This window comes from Vibrio sp. 99K-1 (assembly GCF_013114585.1).
GTDB lineage: Bacteria > Pseudomonadota > Gammaproteobacteria > Enterobacterales > Vibrionaceae > Vibrio > Vibrio chagasii_B.
On sequence record NZ_VTXF01000001.1, the window covers coordinates 71,634 to 91,028 of the forward strand.

At 44.9% G+C, this 19,395-nt stretch carries 17 protein-coding genes; 7 read left to right on the forward strand and 10 right to left on the reverse strand.

Features of this window, described 5'->3' with window-relative positions; all coding sequences use genetic code 11:
• Positions 1-126 precede the first annotated feature (126 nt).
• The 4 genes from F0228_RS00320 to F0228_RS00335 form a co-directional block, all read right to left on the reverse strand.
• Positions 127-1,404, reverse strand: a complete 1,278-nt coding sequence (locus tag F0228_RS00320; protein WP_171731334.1) for a cytosine deaminase — start codon at positions 1,402-1,404, stop codon at positions 127-129.
• A 9-nt stretch (positions 1,405-1,413) separates the two neighbouring features.
• Positions 1,414-2,652, reverse strand: a complete 1,239-nt coding sequence (codB, locus tag F0228_RS00325; RefSeq protein ID WP_032498227.1) for a cytosine permease — start codon at positions 2,650-2,652, stop codon at positions 1,414-1,416.
• A 705-nt stretch (positions 2,653-3,357) separates the two neighbouring features.
• Complete coding sequence (locus tag F0228_RS00330; RefSeq protein ID WP_105057973.1) at positions 3,358-4,581, reverse strand: biotin/lipoyl-binding protein; 1,224 nt, start codon at positions 4,579-4,581, stop codon at positions 3,358-3,360.
• Positions 4,575-4,925 carry an MFS transporter gene (locus tag F0228_RS00335; RefSeq protein ID WP_171731335.1) on the reverse strand — a complete coding sequence of 117 codons (351 nt, stop codon included), beginning with the start codon at positions 4,923-4,925 and terminating at the stop codon, positions 4,575-4,577. Before F0228_RS00335 ends, F0228_RS00330 begins: the two co-directional genes overlap by 7 nt.
• 132 nt (positions 4,926-5,057) lie before the next feature.
• On the opposite strand from F0228_RS00335, the gene F0228_RS00340 reads away from it, so the two are divergent.
• Complete coding sequence (locus F0228_RS00340) at positions 5,058-6,065, forward strand: AraC family transcriptional regulator (protein WP_171731336.1); 1,008 nt, start codon at positions 5,058-5,060, stop codon at positions 6,063-6,065.
• Positions 6,066-6,073: 8 nt separating this feature from the next.
• On the opposite strand, the gene F0228_RS00345 is transcribed toward F0228_RS00340, so the two are convergent.
• Both F0228_RS00345 and F0228_RS00350 read right to left on the reverse strand, forming a co-directional pair.
• A complete protein-coding gene (locus F0228_RS00345) occupies positions 6,074-6,997 on the reverse strand; it encodes an urea transporter (protein WP_171731337.1) in 924 nt (307 codons plus the stop codon).
• 83 nt (positions 6,998-7,080) lie between these two features.
• Entirely contained in the window at positions 7,081-7,740 is a 660-nt protein-coding gene (locus tag F0228_RS00350; protein ID WP_061031262.1) for a pyridoxamine 5'-phosphate oxidase family protein, read from the reverse strand.
• 90 nt (positions 7,741-7,830) lie between these two features.
• Here F0228_RS00350 and F0228_RS00355 point away from each other — a divergent pair, with 90 nt between their 5' ends.
• The gene (locus F0228_RS00355) at positions 7,831-9,291 is read left to right on the forward strand and encodes a PLP-dependent aminotransferase family protein (protein ID WP_171761665.1); all 1,461 of its coding nucleotides are present in this window, start codon (positions 7,831-7,833) and stop codon (positions 9,289-9,291) included.
• A gap of 15 nt (positions 9,292-9,306) precedes the next feature.
• Here F0228_RS00355 and yjeH read toward each other — a convergent pair whose 3' ends face one another.
• Positions 9,307-10,572, reverse strand: coding sequence for an L-methionine/branched-chain amino acid transporter (gene yjeH, locus F0228_RS00360; protein ID WP_105057977.1), 1,266 nt, complete (start codon positions 10,570-10,572; stop codon positions 9,307-9,309).
• A 238-nt stretch (positions 10,573-10,810) separates the two neighbouring features.
• Here yjeH and F0228_RS00365 point away from each other — a divergent pair, with 238 nt between their 5' ends.
• The 3 genes from F0228_RS00365 to F0228_RS00375 all read left to right on the forward strand — a co-directional run bounded on the left by F0228_RS00365 (position 10,811) and on the right by F0228_RS00375 (position 12,914).
• Positions 10,811-11,272: an Lrp/AsnC family transcriptional regulator gene (locus F0228_RS00365; protein ID WP_171731338.1), complete on the forward strand. Its 462-nt coding sequence runs from the start codon at positions 10,811-10,813 to the stop codon at positions 11,270-11,272.
• Entirely contained in the window at positions 11,266-12,186 is a 921-nt protein-coding gene (locus F0228_RS00370) for a LysR family transcriptional regulator (protein ID WP_171731339.1), read from the forward strand. The genes F0228_RS00365 and F0228_RS00370 overlap by 7 nt, the downstream gene beginning before the upstream one ends.
• 113 nt (positions 12,187-12,299) lie before the next feature.
• On the forward strand, positions 12,300-12,914 hold the full coding sequence (locus F0228_RS00375) for a LysE family translocator (protein ID WP_171761797.1): 615 nt from the start codon (positions 12,300-12,302) through the stop codon (positions 12,912-12,914).
• A 93-nt stretch (positions 12,915-13,007) separates the two neighbouring features.
• Here F0228_RS00375 and F0228_RS00380 read toward each other — a convergent pair whose 3' ends face one another.
• Both F0228_RS00380 and F0228_RS00385 read right to left on the reverse strand, forming a co-directional pair.
• Positions 13,008-14,171 carry an alpha/beta fold hydrolase gene (locus tag F0228_RS00380; RefSeq protein ID WP_116870897.1) on the reverse strand — a complete coding sequence of 388 codons (1,164 nt, stop codon included), beginning with the start codon at positions 14,169-14,171 and terminating at the stop codon, positions 13,008-13,010.
• A gap of 47 nt (positions 14,172-14,218) precedes the next feature.
• Complete coding sequence (locus tag F0228_RS00385; protein WP_017630489.1) at positions 14,219-14,449, reverse strand: hypothetical protein; 231 nt, start codon at positions 14,447-14,449, stop codon at positions 14,219-14,221.
• Positions 14,450-14,722: 273 nt separating this feature from the next.
• Here F0228_RS00385 and hcp point away from each other — a divergent pair, with 273 nt between their 5' ends.
• Both hcp and F0228_RS00395 read left to right on the forward strand, forming a co-directional pair.
• On the forward strand, positions 14,723-16,384 hold the full coding sequence (gene hcp / locus F0228_RS00390; RefSeq protein WP_061031256.1) for a hydroxylamine reductase: 1,662 nt from the start codon (positions 14,723-14,725) through the stop codon (positions 16,382-16,384).
• Positions 16,385-16,485: 101 nt separating this feature from the next.
• Positions 16,486-17,541, forward strand: coding sequence for a hybrid-cluster NAD(P)-dependent oxidoreductase (locus F0228_RS00395; protein ID WP_171731340.1), 1,056 nt, complete (start codon positions 16,486-16,488; stop codon positions 17,539-17,541).
• 179 nt (positions 17,542-17,720) lie between these two features.
• Here F0228_RS00395 and F0228_RS00400 read toward each other — a convergent pair whose 3' ends face one another.
• Positions 17,721-19,157: a glyceraldehyde-3-phosphate dehydrogenase gene (locus F0228_RS00400; protein ID WP_061031254.1), complete on the reverse strand. Its 1,437-nt coding sequence runs from the start codon at positions 19,155-19,157 to the stop codon at positions 17,721-17,723.
• Positions 19,158-19,395 lie beyond the last annotated feature (238 nt).

Sequence of the window (19,395 nt, forward strand, 5' to 3'; positions counted from 1 at the left end):
TTTTTTTTGTCATACCGTGCGAATTAACAAGAAACACACTGAATTAGTGATAGTTTTGTCTCTTCGCCAACATAACAAAAGGAAGCATCTCAGCTTCCTTTTATTCGATAGTAATTATAGACGATATTAGCGTTTAAAGCTTACATCTTCCGTCTTATCTAGATTAATTTTTGTTTTCGCCGGCTGAGTCTCCGCGATCACTTTACCGTGACGAACTGAGTACTGCACAGGAACTTGGCGGCGCACTGCATCAAAGCCATTCTCTGCAGGAAGAATCAGTAGGCTACCAGGCTTACCTTCTTCGATACCATAGTTGTTTTGAATGTTCAGCGTGCGAGCCGAGTTTTTGCTAATTAAATCAAGCGAGTTGTTGATTTGGTCATAGCCCATTACTTGAGTCACATGTAGCCCCATATGGAGTACTTGAAGCATGTTTGCAGTACCTAGTGGGTACCATGGGTCGAACACATCATCGTGACCAAAACAGACGTTGATGTTCGCTGCTAGCATCTCTTTAACGCGAGTCACGCCACGACGTTTAGGGTAGTCATCGAAGCGGCCTTGTAAGTGAATGTTCACTAACGGGTTTGCAACGAAGTTGATGCCAGACATTTTCAATAGGCGGAATAGGCGAGATGCGTAAGCACCATTGTAAGAGCCCATCGCTGTCGTATGGCTTGCTGTTACCTTTTCGCCCATTTCGAACTTATGAGCTAGGGCTGCCAGTGTCTCAACAAAACGAGATTGTTCGTCGTCGATTTCGTCACAGTGAACGTCGATGAGACAGTCGTATTTACGTGCAAGTTCAAATACATAGTGCAGCGATTCAACACCGTATTCACGAGTGAATTCGAAGTGAGGGATAGCACCGATAACGTCAGCACCGATCTTCACAGCTTCTTCAAGAAGTTCTTTGCCGTTAGGGTATGAAAGAATGCCTTCTTGAGGGAATGCAACGATCTGGATGTCGACCCACTCTTTCATCTCTTCACGAACTTCAACCATTGCTTTTAGCGCAACCAGCGTAGGGTCAGACACATCCACGTGAGTTCGAACGTGTTGAACACCGTTAGCAATTTGCCATTTCAATGTTTGCTTAGCACGAGATTTAACGTCTTCAATCGACAGCAGCTCTTTACGCTCAGCCCAACGCTCAATGCCTTCAAACAAAGTGCCAGAGATGTTCCAGTTTGGCTCACCAGCAGTTTGAGTCGTATCAAGGTGAATGTGCGGTTCACAGAAAGGAGAAACCGCAATACCGCCTTCTGCATCAAGGATATGGCCTTGATGATTGATTTGCGCGTCATTATCGAGAATGCGAGAAAATTGACCATTTTCAATCAGAATCTGTTTCAAGCCTTCTTGGTCTTGAAGTTTCGCGTTCTTGATTAATAAGGTTGTCATAGTGTGTCCTTAAGCGGCCTGAGATTTCAGAGCTTTTTTATTCAATAGAGGGTTTAGCACTAGGTAACTGATTGCACCACCTAACACGGCGTTCAAAGGAACAACGCCAGGGAGGAAGTGACCTGCTGCTACGCCTGTTGCAACCGCGATAATGCCAGCCCAGTTAACGGTTTGGAACTCCGCATTTGCAAAATCTTTGTAACGTTTACGGTTCGCGAAGAAGTCGGCGATGATAACGCCACCAATTGGTGGAATCGCTAGCGAAAGGAAGGTTAACCAGCCAACAAAGTTGTTGTATAACCACAGCGCGAAAATTGTACCGATAATGCCGTTAATGATAGACATTGTAGTACTTGAGCGGCCTGTGATGTTAGAGAAACCTAGGCCTGATGCGTAAAGCGCGTTTTCGTTGGTCGTCCAGATGTTTAAACCTAGTACGATAATCGCAGGCAGTAGTAGACCTTGAGCGATCATCACATCTGAAATGTCCGCTTGACCTGTTGCTGCTGCACCAGCCGCACCGAAGATGAACATCAGCGAGTTACCGATGAAAAACGCGACCATGGTAATCAGTACTGCGCTCGCTGGTTTCTTACCGAAGCGCACGAAGTCAGCCGTTAATGTACCTGCACTCACAAATGAACCGACAACCATAGCTAAGGCCATTGAGAAGTCCATTGGTGTTTCTGGCTTGATAAGTTGTAGCTGTTCTAAACCACCAACACTGTCTACGGCTGTCAGTACTGAGTAACCACCCAGAATTGCAATAGCAGGAACGGCGACCGCTGACAGCACCATGAGCGCTTTAATACCAAAGTACACAGTACCTGTCATTAGCAAACCAGATACGATGATTAAGGTGTTGGTATCAATGCCTGTCGCTTTTTGTACTGGAATCGCGAACATCGCTACACCTACGCCAAACCAACCGACTTGTGTGCCACCAAGTAGAGCAGAAGGAAGCCATGAGCCTTTAGTACCGAAAGAGAAACGAGCAAGGAGGTGAGTAGAGAGGCCAGTAGATGAGCCGATGTAGCCAAGAAAAGAAGTGTAAATACCGAGAATTAGGTTACCGATGAGAACGGCGAGGAAGAAATCGTTGAATGAAAGGCCTGTCCCGAGTGAACCACCTGTCCACATACTTGCAGAGAAGAAAGTGAGTCCAAGCATTACCATGGTGAGTGAAGCAACTCCTTTCCTAGCCGATGTTGGAACCGGCCCTAGACTGTAGTTATTATCAGCAGCCATTTTTTAACCTCCGCAAATGATCAAAATTAAAATTAACGGTCGCCGTATTGCAGGCAAACGTGCGCATTATGGTGATATAAATCACATAGTCAATGCTAATTTTATCAATAGAGCTAACTTAAAATCAGTTTTCTTATTAATTTCTATATAAAACATACGGTTATTTTTATGATTTATTTCGTAGAAATTAATAGAAAACGTTTTCTATAGCGTGTTGGGTATCTACTAGCGATGGTTGGCTATGAATGTTGATTGTTATGCGATTGAATGGGTGTCTGTATCGAGGGGGTGATTGGTTAGCCAAACGACAGGTAAAAAAATAGCCAACCGCAATAATCGCGATTGGCTTATATATTTTGTGAACAAGAATAGGTTCACTAACAACGTCAGTTGGCTAGGTGACCCTCGGCTTAAGAAGGGTCACTAGTTATATTGCAGTTAGTGTGCCAACTCTAAAACTCTTATTTATTGTCTGTTTTATAGCAATTTGGTGCGTATTTGAGCGATATGTTCGCATTTTAATATCTTGCCTTTGCGTTTTGCAAATGCATTTTGCGAATTGGTGTTTGTTTGACGACAAATAGTAGGGGGTTTAAGGTGTTGGCTCTTCTTTCCGGTTTAAACGTATCAGTTTGTATTCAAGAAACGAAAAGCCCGAGTAATCAATGATCACTCGGGCTTGGTATTTCTAATTCATGAAGGTGGCTAGATAGAGTAGAAGAAGTACAGTTGAGACTTCATTCTGATGATGATGCCACGAATAACATCGAGGAAGGCCATAAAGCTAATTGGCTTCTCACCACTAACCCAAGCAAGCCCTACTGAGCCGACAGGGATGTCGTAACCTTCTGTTTCATCAATCTTCAAACGAACGAAGTGGTGCTTGTTCTGAAGGTTTCGACCTGTGGTTACCCGAACCTGTTCATCGATACCTAATAAGCTGGCTTGTGCCTCACCCGTTGCTTCTACAATTCCTTCTACTGTCGCAGAGAAGATTTTCCCTGGGTATACCGCTGTTGCGAACTCTGCGGGCTGACCGACTTTGATGTTGCGAATCGCTTGGTGGTTGACTCGCATTAACACGTATTTCTCGTCGGTATACATTTGAATACGAGGCATCAACGAAACTCGTTGTCCTTCACGAAGAATGAAGTTTGTCACAAAGCCATCAGATGGCGCCGTCACTTTGGTGCTATTTAAGTCCCATTGCGCTTGTGCCAGTGTCGCTTTTGCAGATTCGACTTCCGTTTTTTGCTTACTAACGTTGGTCTCTGCTTTGTGGATGTTTAACTTGGCGTTTTCCGCATCCACTTCTTTTTTGCTCAACTGAGATTCAAGCGTAGTGACGTTGTGTGTTGCTAAGTCTACTTTAGCCGTTTGCTGATCGATATCGGACTCAGTAATGGTATGTTCAACCACACTGTTTTGCTTTTGATAACGATCCAGTGTCTTAGACTGCAAAACTAAGTCGGTCTTTGCTGACTCGATCTGCGCAATAGAGGCTTTGATGTCTTGAAGCGCAGACTGATAGCTGACTTTTGCGATACTGACTTCTTGACGAGCGGTATCTAGAGCGACCTCTGCTGACTCTAACTGAACCTGTGCCTTGTCTCGTGCGATAACATATTTGGTGTCATCTATCTCATAGATCAATTGTCCTTCTGCCACGTCTTGGTTCGGGTGAATATGTACCTTCGTGGTTTTCCCAGACACATTGGTTGAATCTGGACGCAATTGAATGTGTGGCGATTGAACTACAGAGCCCCCAGACAAATCCATTGGCGTGAAGTTAATCAGTCCGACCCATACAAACATCAGCCATGATGTACCTCCAAGGTAAGCAAACGCTTTTGTGCCTTTGTTCCAAGGCATACCAATCAGTCTCAACAAATAGATGAACAGCGCCCAAATTGCTAAACCTTCTAACATGTTTGGTTCTCCTCATCTTTAGTTTTAGTCGTCGTTGAATCTTTTGGTGTTGGTGGTGCTTTCCATGTATCTCTGAGGTTGATGATGGCTTTCTCCATATCAACGAATGCTAAGATCACGGCGAGTACCCATACCCAGTGCCATAAAAATCCAATCCATGTGAGTGCAGTGATCAAACCGAGTTGTTGATGCTCTTTACTGTGAGCTTTATTGATTGGTAATTCATGAACACGCCAGAACCCGTAACATGCGGCGGCAATAGTTGCGACCAAGACAACCCCCGCAACTACGTGTAGCGCTGTATCAGCGCTAGTTCCGACAAATGGGACACTTACTAAACTCATTGATAAACCCTAAGCTAAATTGAGCGCTGAGTGTGATAGATATCCGATTTATAGGTTGCAAATTTACCAATTACTTCAATAATGACAGGTAAATGATTTGATCTGTAATTGCATTTCAGGGGTTTATCACGAATGAACAATTGTAACTTCTTAAGAGCATTAGGAATTTTAGGTATTTATCAGTATGCGGCGGCTAACCGCGACATAGATATGGATTCTTTAGGTATTCCCAAGTCAGTCTTCGCTAACGCTTTGAACCTGATTCCTGTCAATGAAGTGGATAAATGGTACGGCTTACTCGAGCAGCAAACGAACGATCCCGACATTATTTTGAAGCTTGCCGATAGGGTGGATATTGAGAGGTTAGGGCCACTTGCTAACTGGTTCTTCTCCGGACACGACTTAGCTTCAACTATTCGTCGAGTCAATATTGGACTGCACTGTTTACAGTCGGGGGCTTTTCTCTATGGAACCCAGGCTGGGAGCTTAATTAAGTGGTGTTACGATAATCCTGAGTATTCTGAAGTTGGTAAGGTTCATGACTCAGTGCGTATCGCAATTTTCATGATGAAGATTATTAGGCGATATTTAGGGCCTGATTTCAAACCAGCGTTCGTTTCTATCGCAGGGTATCGTGAAAACGTTGACCTTTATGAAAAGTACTTCGGCTGCAATATTCAATGGGGCCAACCACGCACCGAGGTTTGGATTCCAAGTAAGTCGAGACTATCGATTAATCAGTCACCGAGTGTTGGGAAAATGGGTTTGGCGATGAATTTTCATGATCTAGACAATTACCTCAATATGCCAGATGCCGGTGATGAACATAAAGTGACGTATGAGATGATCAACTATAGCCGCCACTTTGGGTTGCCGACCTTGTACAAGGTATCGAGTTTACTGGGGTTATCTGAGCAACAGTTTCAACGGCGCTTGCATAAATTGGGTGTCAACTTTTCTACCATTATGGGTTATGCATTAAGCAATGTTGCGGTGGAGTTGTTGAGTTATAAATTGTCCATTGAAGAGGTTGCCAAACGCTTAGGCTATACCAATGTCGCGAGTTTTAATCGAATGTTCAAAAAGCATAGAGGCTTAACGCCAAAGCAATATATAGAGAGATTTAGGAGCGATCTATAGCTGTATGACTAGTCGACGTTCGGGTTTTGTAATTTGCCCGAACAATAAACCATTAGCCAGGTGCTGAGAACGAAAGGTGCCGTTAACGGGATGAGTTCTAGTCGATGAAAAATAAGGGTGATTAGGCAACTGCAGAGCATACCCGCGATAACCAACTGCCATGTAACTCTTGGATAGAGAACGAGTGCCAATGTCGCTAAAATGGCGTTGTAGCCATACAACCCTTGGGAAATCAGTGTGTCATCAACACCAATCATGTAGCTAAACAGAGTGCTGATGACTGCAGCCAACACGATCCAAACTGCGTATTTGACGCTGTGGAGCGCGATAGCAATTAAAATAATCAGCCCTGTCCATTCGTTGTTGATAAAGCTGACTTGGCTGATCCCTTTAAGTATGGTCAGAATAAAAGTGGGCAGCAGAGTTCCAAAATCGACATCAATATTCATCAGCGGTATCCGATTAGAATCTGATGGAGAAAAGACCGAAAGCGCCAAGCTCGATTGAAGTACATAAATCAGCCAGGCAATAAGGATAAACGCGCTGGTATAACCTCGATATTTATTAAATCTGAATACGATATTAGCGATAGGTACGGTGAGTAGTGCACCGAATATTGTTACTATCGCCAATAGTGGCGTCACACCAAAAAAGTTTCCGATGAACAGAGCAATCAGCGCTCCGTTTAGCGCATACATTCCACTGTTTATGTGATGATTTGGTTTGCTGTTGGTATGACTAAAGGTATGGACACCACGAGCCAATGTGTAGCTGGAACTCGCACCAAGCAAGGTGAGTAAAGCCAGCGGAAGTGACTCCATTGAGATCGCAAACAATAGTAGAGCCGATGTCACGAGAGAAGGGGTGAAATAGACTTGCCCAATACCATTGAGCAAGCCCTGATGTTGTTGAAAGCCCTTATTCGTCTGCATCGTCTGGCTACGTTATTTACTGATGTTAAAATTATGATAAACCAGATTGTATACAACTATCCTTTGCTGACCACCCTATCGTGCTAATTCTGATACCAACGTTCACCATAAGCTTGTTGGTAGTCAGGCTTTTCAATGAGTCCCTCTTGCTCGGGTACCGTTTCTAGTGGCCCCACAACGGTTCGATAGGGAAGTACCCCAGCCCATACAGGGATATCCATATCAGCCAGATCGTCATTCACACCATGCTTACCAATTTTCACCGATGCTTCAGTTAATGGTATCGCCAATAACTCAGTCGCAGTGAGCTCTTTTTCATTGCTCAGCCTAACCTCTTCGGTTCTACCAGGGGCTATCTGCTCAATGAAGATATTCAGCAAGCGATCCTTTTCTTGATTGTCGTCGATGACTGAAAATGAACCCAGTACAACCGCTGAACGGTAGTGTGCGCTGTGATGAAAGGCTGAACGAGCCAACACCCAGCCATCAAATAGCGTGAATGTTAAACAGGTTGGTTCACCCTTTTTAAGCCCTCTAAGCAAGCGACTGTTTTTTGCACCATGAATGTAGACCATGTCATCGACTCGCCATGCCAACATTGGTATCACCATCGGCCCTTGTTCGCCTTGCAAAGCAATATGTGCGATTAAGCTTTCATCAATGATTTGATGCAGTTTCTCTTGTTCAAATACCGCTTTATGAGCCCCTTTCTTAATCGTGGTTCTTTTCGTGTTAGATAACATAATCGCTCCTTAATCATTGCCTTTTGATTAATGTAGCGATTAACTGGTCTATTAAATAGAGCCACTTTTAAACACTACTTGGATCCAGTTATGCAGTCTATCGATGTCGGTGACCTACAACTTAGTGAGCAACATGACACGCGTCAAACCGCTTTATTCCATGCGATCAGAGAGAAGATCGTTCAAGATTTATGGAGTAAAGGCAGCAAGTTACCTTCAACGCGCAAGTTGGCTGTTGAGTTATCGGTGAGCCGAAATACGGTGATCTACGCGTATGAGCAGTTAGTCACGGAGGGCTATATCGAAAGTCGTAAGGGATCTGGCTTTTATGTGTCGGTCGAACAGCCCGAACATTTCTTGAACTCGTCTCAACCTAACCTTGCTCAAAAGACGAGTCAGGTGACTGCACAGGCTTCGGTAGCACCTAGAACCATAGCGACAACGCATGATATCAATAGTGGCTTTGCCCCCGGAGTGCCTGATCTCAATGCTTTCCCTTTTGCGAAATGGCAAAGGCTACTGCAGCGACATTCAACGCGTCAAAACATTGCAGGCAACCAAGACGTCCAAGGGAGTGTGGCTTTACGAGATGCGCTCAGTGGCTATCTCGCGAGCAGTCGTTCAGTTCGCTGTCACGCTGATCGAATTATTATCACGGCGGGGGCGCAACAAGCGATTTCCATTGGTTTGATGGCTACGTTGATGATGGGGGATGAACTATTGATGGAAGAACCTGGGTATCGACAAGTCCATAAAATCGTTGATCTGTTAAAGCTCAAATTAGACGGTGTGGCGGTGCGAGAAAAGGTTGGGCTTGATATCGATAAAGTCCTCTCCAGTAAAGCCAAGGCTTTGTACGTCACTCCGAGTAATCAATACCCGATGGGGACTACGCTTAATACTGAGCAGCGCCTTAAGCTGATTGATTGGGCGAACCAAAACCAATCTTGGATCATAGAGGATGACTATGACAGCGAGTTTCAGTTCGCTCACCGTCCATATACCAGTATGCAAGGGCTAGCGGGCAAGCTTGGCTTGGATGATCGTATTATCTATGTCGGCTCACTAAGTAAGGTGATGTTCAATGGCCTTCGCTTGGGTTATTTGGTGGTTCCAGAACACTTGGTTGCTAAGTGTCTCGAGATTAAAGATGCGCTCAGTGGAGATACCGCAAGCCACACCCAAGAAGCACTGGCTGATTTTGTTCGTGAAGGTGATTTATTACGACATATCAGGAAGATGCGTCGTTCGTACAAACTCAAGTACGAAGCGATGATCGATGCTATTGAAAGTGAGTTTAACGGCGACCTTGAGGTGATAAGTCAAGCGGCGGGACTGCATGTGACCGTCAAATGGAGTGGTGGCATTTCTGAACATGAATGGAGCCAAAGAGCTGAACTCGACAATATTATTGTTCGACCATTTTCTTTTTACGAATATGGCTCTAGCGTTGAGCGTGATTGGAGTGGAGCGTTATTGGGTTTTGGGAATATTCGTTTGGCAGAAATAAAGCCGAAGATCAAAGCGATCGCTCGGCTTTTTTATCAATAAAGGTGTCGATAGTACTTATAACTTGTCGATAGAAACGGTGGCTTTACCGAACCACCTTTGCCAAGGAAGTGACAATGTCACAAAAATCGTCACAGCATAGAGCATTGACCAACTTAGGCAGATAAATACGACAGTGCAGATAACCAATGAAAGCATCGCTGTGTATCTAGAAGCACCATTCAGAAGTCGGCAAGCGGCTAGCATTGCAAGTAGATAAACCAGAACAAAAATACCGTTAGCGAGCTTTAGAAAGAACTCAAGATCTAGATCGGAAAGCTCGCCAATCACACATGAAATCAGTGCGATAACGCCGATTGCTAGCGTTGGGTAGAGTGGCACTCCGCGGCTATTGAGCTGGGCCATTTTGCCATCAGGTCGATGTTGACGAGCCTGAGCCCAGATCATTCGTGACAAGCTTTGTGTGTATAGATTCAGGCTAGCGAAACAGGCAAAGAAACCAAGCACACTGATAACAGCTTTAAATCCATTCCCAAACAGTTGTTCAGTTACCCATGGGATTGATGCGGCGTCAAATTCCGCAGAGCCATACGCACCTAGCTTGAGGATCACCACTGAACAAGCCCAATACACTAAGCCAGCAACGAAACAACCCACTACGATAGCAATAGGGAAATCTCTTTGAGGGTTTTTGAATTCCTCCCCCATATGAGCAAAAGCTTCGATTCCGACAAAACACCAAAACATCACTGCCAGTGCGGCGCCAATAGACCACATGGAGTCAGAGGATAGGCTAGGTACCGCTATATCGGTTACAGTGATCTCAGCCTTCCAAACGAAAGCACTAACTAAGGCAAAGATTGACAGGGCAATCACGGTTTGTAGGCGGCCGGAAGATTTACTGCCCATAAGATTGACCGCAATCAGTAGCGCTACGGTAAAGAACTGAGCTCCGAGTGGTGTGTCGAGCGGTGCTGGTAATAACTGTTGGGCAAAGCCGCCAGCCAATGCGATAGCTGCTGGAATACCCACGGGTACTACACTCACAAACAACCAAGCGACACTCGTTTCCAATCTTTCACTAAACGCTTGGCGAACAAAATAGGCGGTGCCTCCCGCGTTCGGGTAGCGTTTACCCAGCGCGGCGAAAGTAAGAGCAATAGGGCAAATGGCGATAAACAGGATTAACCAGGCTAACAGTGATATCTGACCTGCAATACCTGCCGCGATAGCGGGAATCATAAATAGTCCAGTACCAAGCAAGGTCGTTGAAAGTTGTCCGATGCCGGACATTAGCGTGATTTCTTGTTTTAGCTGGGTCATTCGCTCTCCTAGCTTGTGACGATTTTTATTTGGGAATGGAAAAGAGTGTGAATGAAAGCATACATTGTCGTCATCAATAATACAGCTAGCGAAACGTCGTAAGCCGCCGCCATTTTAACGGTATTTGTTGGATTAAGTGTCAAAGTGTCGGCTGTCGTAAACAGCGACTGTTATAAGTTCAAAAGTTGTGTCAAATTAGGCGTGATAAATAGAACAATAAATGGGAAGAATCAAAAGCATGGATAAATTTGATCGCCAAATTTTGGATATCCTAAAAACCAATGCTCGTTGCTCAGTGAGCGATATTGCGAGAGAAGTGAGCCTCTCTCGTTCGGCGGTGAATGCGAGAATTAAGAAGTTGGAAAGTGACAAAGTCATCAAAGGATACTGCGCTTTGGTTGATGAGCCCAACCAAATTAAGAACGTATGCGCTTATATTTCGTTGAAGTTCGACCTGTCGAGCAGTGACCATAGTTGCGAGTCTTACGCGAACCAAATTCATGGTATTGACGGTGTGCAATGGTGCCACTCAATTAGTGGAGAGACCGATATGATGCTGTACGTTGAGGTCGAGAGTATGGAACGTCTAAATCAAGTTCGCGATCAGTTGCAAAGCTATCCAGAGCTTCGCCATTTAATGACTCATACCGTGTTGACCGAGTTTTTTAATAAGCTGAGTACGACGGTACATTCATGTTAGGCAATATCAACTTAAACCTACTGCGCTCACTGCATGTCCTTCTTGAAGAGTGTCATGTGAGCCGCGCCGCCCAACGTCTGCATATCACGCAATCCGCGGTGAGCCGCCAACTTAGCCAGCTACGAGATTTATGTGGTGATCCTTTGTTAGTGCGTGATGGCAATAAGCTGGTGCCAACCAATCGAGCTATTTTGCTTAAAGAGAAACTCGATGACCTACTCGGTGAGTTTGACCACTTGCTAGATGACAAACCATTTGAACCGCAAGAGTGGCAGGGGGAGTTTGTATTGTCTTCGAGTGATTATGTTGCTCAGTATATTTTGCCTGTGATTGTTGCCGAGGTATCAGCAGATGCGCCGAATATCAATTTGGCCTACCGTTTGTGGCAGCCAAACTACTTTGAATCACTCAATGAATCAGGAATCCACTTGGCTTCTAGCATGTTTCCTAAAAAGCCGGAACATGTATCGAGTATCAAGCTTGGAGAGGACAAATCGGTGTGTTTAATGCGCAAGTCACACCCATTGGCTCAGCACGAGGTGTTAAGTTCCGAAGATATTGTCCACTACTCTCATATCAAGGTTACCGGGGGAGGAGATAAAGACAGCTACGCCGATATTGCATTGAAAAAGCAAGGGTTAAAACGCAGAGTTGCATTTAAGGTTCCGTTCTTTTCATCGGCAAGTAATGTGTTAATGCAAGACGATTATTTGATGATCGTACCTGAGCATATTGCCTATAACCTAGGTAGGCATCTTGAGGTTAAGTACTTCCCATTGCCGTTCGAAACCGAAATGCACACCTATTGGTTAATGTGGCACCCGAAGTATGACAACGACTCTGCACATAAATGGGCTCGAGAAAAGGCGTTCCAGGCAATGCAAAAGTCGAGTTACAATATCAGTATGATTTGAAGTCATGGCTATGATGATTATCTTTGATTTCAAATAATACCAAGTGATAATTATGCTAACTATCAATGGTAGAGCGTTCAACAAGAACGCATGGTTTGACTAGGAATGGAATGATGACGGTAACAATTTGGTTTTCTTTATTGGCGATTTGCCTACTAGGAGCAATGTCTCCGGGGCCAAGTTTAGCAATGATCGCTAAACACAGCTTGGCTGGTGGTCGTATTAATGGGCTTCTCGCTGCTTGGTCACACGCTGCAGGTATTGGTATTTATGCGTTCGCAACCATCGTAGGCTTGGCGGTGGTATTGGAGCAATCTCCAACATTATTTAAAGGTATTAGCTTGGCGGGTGCAGCTTATCTGTTGTACTTAGGGGTAAATGCCCTGCGTTCGAAAGGTGGAGTGGCTGCGAAATTAGAAGCTGGTGAGCAGATGAGTTACATGCAGTCTGCTCGTGAAGCTTTCTTGATCTCTATCTTGAGCCCTAAGATTGCACTGTTCTTTATCGCTCTGTTTAGCCAATTTGTCGCGCTCGGTAATGAGCTGACTAACCAAGTGATTATTGTCTCGACTCCGCTGATTGTTGATGGTCTTTGGTACACCTTCATTACCTTGGTGCTATCTAGCCCTCTCATTGTCGAACGAATCCGTTCAAAAGCGCAGCTGATTGATCGACTTTCAGGTATTGTTTTGATTTTGCTTGCCGTGCGCGTGGTGTGGACCATATAGCGTTAGACAACCGACTCGCAATAAAAAGAGATGTACTAAAAAAGCTCACAGCGAATCGCTAGTGAGCTTTTTAGGTTTTATGCGTTGGCCCCGCTAACCTGCCGAGTTTAGCACTGAATCTAGTTTGGCCATCGAGTCGGAAAAGTAAGGGTTATATGTTAAACGAGCGTGATTCTTACCTTCTTCACGGTACCCCCATGCTGAGTACCATACTTCGCTGTTTGCGTTGCACTTCTCCTCGAAGCCCTCTTCTTGTCCATTCGAGCAAATTTTCTCGCTGCCATTGATGCCGTAATACGGGTTACTTGGCGAGAATAGTAAACCCATGTGTGAGCCGTTCGAGATACGTTGCTCTGGGATCTTCATGCTGTATTGAACGGCGCGAGGGTCATCGAGCTTAGTTTCCCCTTGCCACACCAACACATTATTTGGGTTTGGCATAGACTCAGTAAACGCCTGCTGAACAAAGCTAGTGTCTATCACACTGTCGCCTTCACTCATCATAATGAACACTGGCTTGTCGAATTGCTGAGCTTCTAAATCTGCACGAACCACTTCTGAGGTCTCGTAGTATACCGATGCTCCGTTCATTGGTAGTGAGTTATAACGCAGTATGTTGTCTTCAGGATCTTGGTCTGCCCAAGTCACAAAATAGCTCGCTAGCTCAGCGTATTGTACGGCCGATGAATTGGGTTGAAACGCCGGTGAAAAAAGAAGTAGCCCCTCGATCTTTGGATCTTTCATGGCTTGTGACGTTACAAGGTTCGCTCCGGTAGAGTAACCCCCAAGCCACACTGAATCGTACTCTTGCTCAAGCAACTTAGTATGATGAGCTACAACGCCTTGCCAGTCTTCGAGGTGTGGTTGCATCAAATCACCGGCGCGACTACCGTGACCGGGAAGCAACACGGTTCTGACCAAGTAACCTTGATCGGCTAAATGTTCTGCAATGTCTCTAAATGAATACGGCGAGTCGCCTAATCCATGAACCAACAAAACCGCTTTACCATTTGGTGAGGTAGGTTGGTACTCGGTGGGTGAATTAAGTTGGACCTCTAGTTGCTTGTCTTCGGTGATGAACACACGGTTTTTTAATAGCCAGTCTTGTGTTTCGGTCACATAGGCATCGAAGCTTTCTTGTTGATATTCAGGTAGGTTTGGTGAAGCTTCGTAAGCTGGAGTTGTGGTCTCGTTAGAGCAGCCAACGAGACCTAAAGTCGTAATAGCGAGCAGAGTTAGAATGGTCTTTCTGTGCATTGTTTGGTGTAGTCTCTATCGTTGTTGTCTTGAAGCAAAAGCTTAGACTATTTTCTGTTTGAAAGGTCTTCGTATTCACCTTCAATCACACCTGCATCACTGGTTGATGACTGACGAGTGTTCATATGAGCTGCGAAGCCTTGTTTCTTCATTTGATTTTGAATGCGCTTGCCAGTAATTAAAGCTGCAATAGCTAAAGGAATAGCAAGGATCAAGCTTGTGAATAGCGCTAAAAGGCCAGTAAACAGCGCAACAATCGTAACTAAGATATTTTTCATATTCATTCCTCTTTTTCTATGTTGTTACTTTATCGCTTCTATTCTGAACGAAACATGAACGCCGTTAAATAATTACCGAGAGTCACTATGACACGGGTGTGTTGACTTTGGGTGTGTAAATGTAGTCATAAACACGCACTAAAAATATGGAATATAGATAAGTTATTTAAAATCAATGATTTAAAAGTTGGCACAGTTGATGCTCTATAGGGCTTGGAATAAGTCACTGTAAGCCAAGTACTTACAGCTAATAAAAATTACTGGAGCCCCTATATGTTCTGTATTCAATGTGAACAAACTATTCAAACACCCACTGTAAAAGGCTGTTCTTTCGCACAAGGTATGTGTGGAAAAACATCGGAAGTATCCGACCTTCAAGATGTGTTGGTGTATTCTCTTCAAGGTGTTTCTTTTTGGGCAAACTTAGGTCGCACTTGCGATGTTATTGATACTGAAATCGATGAGTGGGCGCCAAAAGCGTTCTTCGCAACACTCACTAACGTGAACTTCGACCCTGCGCGTATCATCGAATTTGCACAGCAATCTCACGAATTCAAACAGCGTTTAGAACAGAAAGTTCGTGCAGCCGCGACGTTAATTGGTTTCGAAATTCCAGCGCTTTCTCCTGCCGCGCAATTCGATCTTCCAACGGACTCTTCAGAGCTATTGGCGCTTGCACCACAAGCTGCGGTTAACCGTGGTCACGACTCTCAACACGAAGATGTGATTGGTCTTCGTCTTCTTTGCCTATATGGCTTAAAAGGTGCAGCAGCATACATGGAACACGCTCGCGTTCTTGGTCAAACAGACAATGCTATCTTTGCTGAATATCATGAGATCATGGCTTTCCTAGGTACAGATCCAACCGACTTAAAACAGCTATTGGATACATCAATGCAGATCGGCTTGATGAACTACAAAGTAATGGAAATGTTGGACAAGGGGGAGACAGATACCTTTGGTCACCCGCAGCCTACAACGGTGAATGTTAAGACTAAGAAAGGTCATTGTATCCTTGTCTCTGGTCACGACCTTCACGATCTAGAAAAGATCCTTCAGCAAACCGAAGGCAAAGGCATCAACGTTTACACTAACGGTGAGATGCTTCCTGCACACGGTTACCCTGAATTGAACAAGTACCCACATCTTGCAGGTAACTACGGTAGCGCTTGGCAGAACCAGCAGAAAGAGTTCGCGAACTTCCCTGGTGCGATTGTGATGACGTCTAACTGTCTGCTTAACCCAGATGTGGGGGCGTATGCTGACCGTCTGTTTACACGTAGCATTGTTGGCTGGCCAGGTGTTGCTCACCTTGAAGGCGACGATTTCAGTGCAGTAATCGATTGTGCACTTGCACAAGAAGGCTTCAAGCATGACGAGATCGAGCAAATGATCACTGTCGGCTTTGGTCGTAATGCACTGATGGAAGCAGCACCTGCGGTTGTTGAACAAGTGAAAGAAGGCAACATCAAACACTTCTTCCTTGTGGGCGGTTGTGACGGTGACAAATCTGAGCGCAGCTACTACACAGACTTCACTGCTCAAGCCCCAGAAGACTCAGTTATCCTAACTTTGGCGTGTGGTAAGTTCCGTTTCAACAAAAACCAGTTTGGTGACATCAATGGCATTCCTCGTCTGTTAGATGTGGGTCAATGTAACGATGCGTACTCAGCGATTCAGCTTGCGCTTGCACTGTCTCAAGAGTTTGACTGTGGCATTAACGAACTACCACTAACGCTTGTCCTGTCTTGGTTTGAGCAAAAAGCGATTGTTATTCTGCTTACTTTGTTTGCGCTGGGTGTGAAAGGCATTTACACAGGCCCAACAGCGCCAGCATTCCTAACAGAAAACCTACTTAAGATTATTCAAGATGAGTTCGACATGCGTGCTATCTCAACGCCAGAGCAAGATCTTAAAACAATCTTAGCGGCTTAATGTAAGCCCACTCCCAAGCCTCGTTGTTGCTGTTCTCTTCGAACGTGCAGCTTCGGGGCTTTTTAGATTTAATTCTTTAGTATCAGTAAGGTGTGTGAACTATGTATGCATGGTCGGATAGCGATTCAATCAATTTAGTATGCTTAAAGAAATGGCACGAGACGCCAGATACGGTCAGCTTCGAGCTTGGCAGTATTCCACAAGACCTACATTTCAATTTTAAGCCAGGCCAGTTCATCACGTTGGGCTTGGATATGCCGACAAAAACCGATTATCGCGCTTACTCGGTGGCTTCTTGTCCAGAGGACAATCGCTTAAAGCTTACGGTTAAACGTGTTGAAGGTGGCTTGGTGTCTAACTTTATTGTCGATGAGCTTGATGAAGGCGATGAGGTTGCTGTTTTAAAACCTGCTGGTGGCTTTAACTGTATTGATTGCATGCCGACTGAGAGCAAGAAGGTAACGTTAGTCAGTGCAGGTTGTGGCATCACGCCTGTTATGGCGATGGTGAAGTATTGGCTGAGTCAAGATAGCGGCGTTGAGATTGACTTCATCCATATGGCGCGTAATAAGCGAGAGACGATTTATTTTGAAGAGCTTCACCAACTTGATGAAACTCACTCTAATTTTAATCTCAAGCTATTACTCAAAGACAATCAAGGCACCACGGCTCCTCAAGGTCGATTGGATAAGAATTGGCTGGTCAGTCTAAGCCATGATATTTTAGAGCGCACCGTCTATCTGTGTGGCCCAGTTGGTTTCATGCAAGACATAGAAAGCTATCTAAAAGAACTTGAGTTCAACATGGATAACTTCTATCAGGAAAGCTTTACACCGGCTACTCAGAACGCTCATTCAGAAGAGCCTCAAACTGAAGTCGCTGACAATGAGAACAGTGCAGTTAAAGTATTTGTCCCAACGTTTGGCAAAGAAGTGGAAGCAGAAGTGGGTACGCCACTTGCTGATTCACTAGAGCAAGCGGGTGTGCCAATTATTATCGCGTGTCGTAGCGGTATTTGTGGCTCTTGCAAATGCAAAGTGACCAAAGGTTCGGTGGAATCAAGCAGCCAAGAAACTCTGACAGCAGAGGAGGTAGAGCAAGGTTATGTACTGGCATGTTCAAGCTCGATTCAGTCGGATGTCGAGGTAGAGCTTTAGAAGAGATGGTGTATCAGAACTTTTGATATAAAAAGGCCACTCAGATCCGTTAGAGAGAGCAGATCTAAGTGGCAACCCTTCTGTTTATACGGGGGAGTAAAACAAAAGGGGTTGCGAAGCCTGAAACAGGCTTCGCAGATATAGTTATTATGTTGTGGAGCTTGTTTTACTCAGAGATATTAAACCGCTGGGTAAGTCTTGTAGCGAACACCCATCATCTGTTCCATACAGTGAACAACTTGGCAGCTGTAGCCAAACTCGTTGTCGTACCAGATGTAAAGAACAGCGCGGTTGTCTTGCGCGATAGTTGCAACACCGTCAACGACGCCAGGATGGCGAGAGCCAACCAAGTCAGTAGATACAATCTCAGTTGAATCGGTGTAATCAATTTGAGCGGATAGGGCAGAAGACAGCGCCATTTCGCGTAGGTACGCGTTTAGCTCGTCTTTGTTAGTACCTTTCTCAAGATTTAGGTTTGCTACTGCCATTGAAACATTCGGCGTAGGGACACGAATCGCATTACCTGTTAGCTTACCTTCCATCTCTGGCATTGCTTTTGATACTGCTTTTGCAGCACCAGTTGATGTCAGTACCATGTTCAATGAAGCAGCACGACCACGACGATCACCTGAGTGGAAGTTATCAATTAGGTTTTGGTCATTGGTGAATGAGTGAACTGTTTCGATGTGCCCAGATAGAACACCAAACTTATCGTGAACGGCTTTCAGCACAGGTGTAATCGCATTCGTTGTACAGCTTGCTGCAGAAATGATCGTGTCTTCAGGTTGAATCACATCTTCATTCACACCAAACACAACGTTTTTAATGTCGCCTTTGCCAGGTGCAGTAAGCAGTACTTTGCTTGCACCGTTACACGCTACGTGTTGGCTTAGGCCTTCCGCGTCACGCCACACACCTGTGTTATCAACAACCAGTGCGTTATCAATGCCGTAAGCGGTGTAATCTACGTCTTCAGGCTTGTTTGCGTAGATAACTTGGATGAAGTTACCGTTAACAATGATCGCTTTACGCTCTTGGTCTACCACGATGCTACCGTTGAACTGGCCATGAACTGAGTCACGACGTAGCAGGCTTGCGCGTTTCTCTAAATCACCATCTTTACCGCCACGAACCACGATTGCACGTAAACGAAGTGGGTAACCAGGACCGCTTTTCTCTACAAGAATACGAGTGAGTAGACGACCGATACGACCGAAGCCGTATAACACAACGTCGCGTGGCGTAGACATCGCTTCGCCTTCTAATGAACCCATTAGAGCCGTTTGAAGGAAATCATCCATCGCGCTGAGATCTTCGTGGTTTTCCCAGTACTTAGCTGCTAGACGACCAACATCAACGCGGCATGGAGAAAGGCGCATTGATAGAAGATGTTGGATAATTGGTTGAGTTTGTTCTGCGGTTAGCGGTGAACCAGTGTAGCGTTTTGCGATGCGGTGAGCTTTGATGATGTCGATCGTTGTTGCGTTAACTAAGGTCTTACCGAAGAGGATAACTTCTACGCCTTTTTGACGGTATAACTGACCTAAAGTTGGAGCGATGGATTCAGCAATAGTTTGACTAGTTTGCCAGTCTAGGAGGTGCTTTTCGGGACTCATCTTTACTCGGGACCTTTCACGTTAAGTTTCTGCAGTCATGGCAGTTGTAGGGAAGCCAATCAGCATAGGGGTTGAGCTATCAGGCGGTGGTCTTTAATGCCACTTAAATATGCTTGATATGCGTTGTTTGTAACTTGTAATTTTTATGTGGCAGGATTGTAAGGTACGACTGGTTATTCTGCTAGGAAAAATAAATGCAGATAAATTCTCTATCAACTGGCGTGATATTAGCCATAAA

Bases quoted from the DNA above. Each gene is read 5' to 3' on its own strand.
- F0228_RS00320 (WP_171731334.1), bottom strand. From the start codon at position 1,404: ATGACAACCTTATTAATCAAGAACGCGAAACTTCAAGACCAAGAAGGC.
- codB (WP_032498227.1), bottom strand. From the start codon at position 2,652: ATGGCTGCTGATAATAACTACAGTCTAGGGCCGGTTCCAACATCGGCT.
- F0228_RS00330 (WP_105057973.1), bottom strand. From the start codon at position 4,581: ATGTTAGAAGGTTTAGCAATTTGGGCGCTGTTCATCTATTTGTTGAGA.
- F0228_RS00335 (WP_171731335.1), bottom strand. From the start codon at position 4,925: ATGAGTTTAGTAAGTGTCCCATTTGTCGGAACTAGCGCTGATACAGCG.
- F0228_RS00340 (WP_171731336.1), top strand. From the start codon at position 5,058: ATGAACAATTGTAACTTCTTAAGAGCATTAGGAATTTTAGGTATTTAT.
- F0228_RS00345 (WP_171731337.1), bottom strand. From the start codon at position 6,997: ATGCAGACGAATAAGGGCTTTCAACAACATCAGGGCTTGCTCAATGGT.
- F0228_RS00350 (WP_061031262.1), bottom strand. From the start codon at position 7,740: ATGTTATCTAACACGAAAAGAACCACGATTAAGAAAGGGGCTCATAAA.
- F0228_RS00355 (WP_171761665.1), top strand. From the start codon at position 7,831: ATGCAGTCTATCGATGTCGGTGACCTACAACTTAGTGAGCAACATGAC.
- yjeH (WP_105057977.1), bottom strand. From the start codon at position 10,572: ATGACCCAGCTAAAACAAGAAATCACGCTAATGTCCGGCATCGGACAA.
- F0228_RS00365 (WP_171731338.1), top strand. From the start codon at position 10,811: ATGGATAAATTTGATCGCCAAATTTTGGATATCCTAAAAACCAATGCT.
- F0228_RS00370 (WP_171731339.1), top strand. From the start codon at position 11,266: ATGTTAGGCAATATCAACTTAAACCTACTGCGCTCACTGCATGTCCTT.
- F0228_RS00375 (WP_171761797.1), top strand. From the start codon at position 12,300: ATGACGGTAACAATTTGGTTTTCTTTATTGGCGATTTGCCTACTAGGA.
- F0228_RS00380 (WP_116870897.1), bottom strand. From the start codon at position 14,171: ATGCACAGAAAGACCATTCTAACTCTGCTCGCTATTACGACTTTAGGT.
- F0228_RS00385 (WP_017630489.1), bottom strand. From the start codon at position 14,449: ATGAAAAATATCTTAGTTACGATTGTTGCGCTGTTTACTGGCCTTTTA.
- hcp (WP_061031256.1), top strand. From the start codon at position 14,723: ATGTTCTGTATTCAATGTGAACAAACTATTCAAACACCCACTGTAAAA.
- F0228_RS00395 (WP_171731340.1), top strand. From the start codon at position 16,486: ATGTATGCATGGTCGGATAGCGATTCAATCAATTTAGTATGCTTAAAG.
- F0228_RS00400 (WP_061031254.1), bottom strand. From the start codon at position 19,157: ATGAGTCCCGAAAAGCACCTCCTAGACTGGCAAACTAGTCAAACTATT.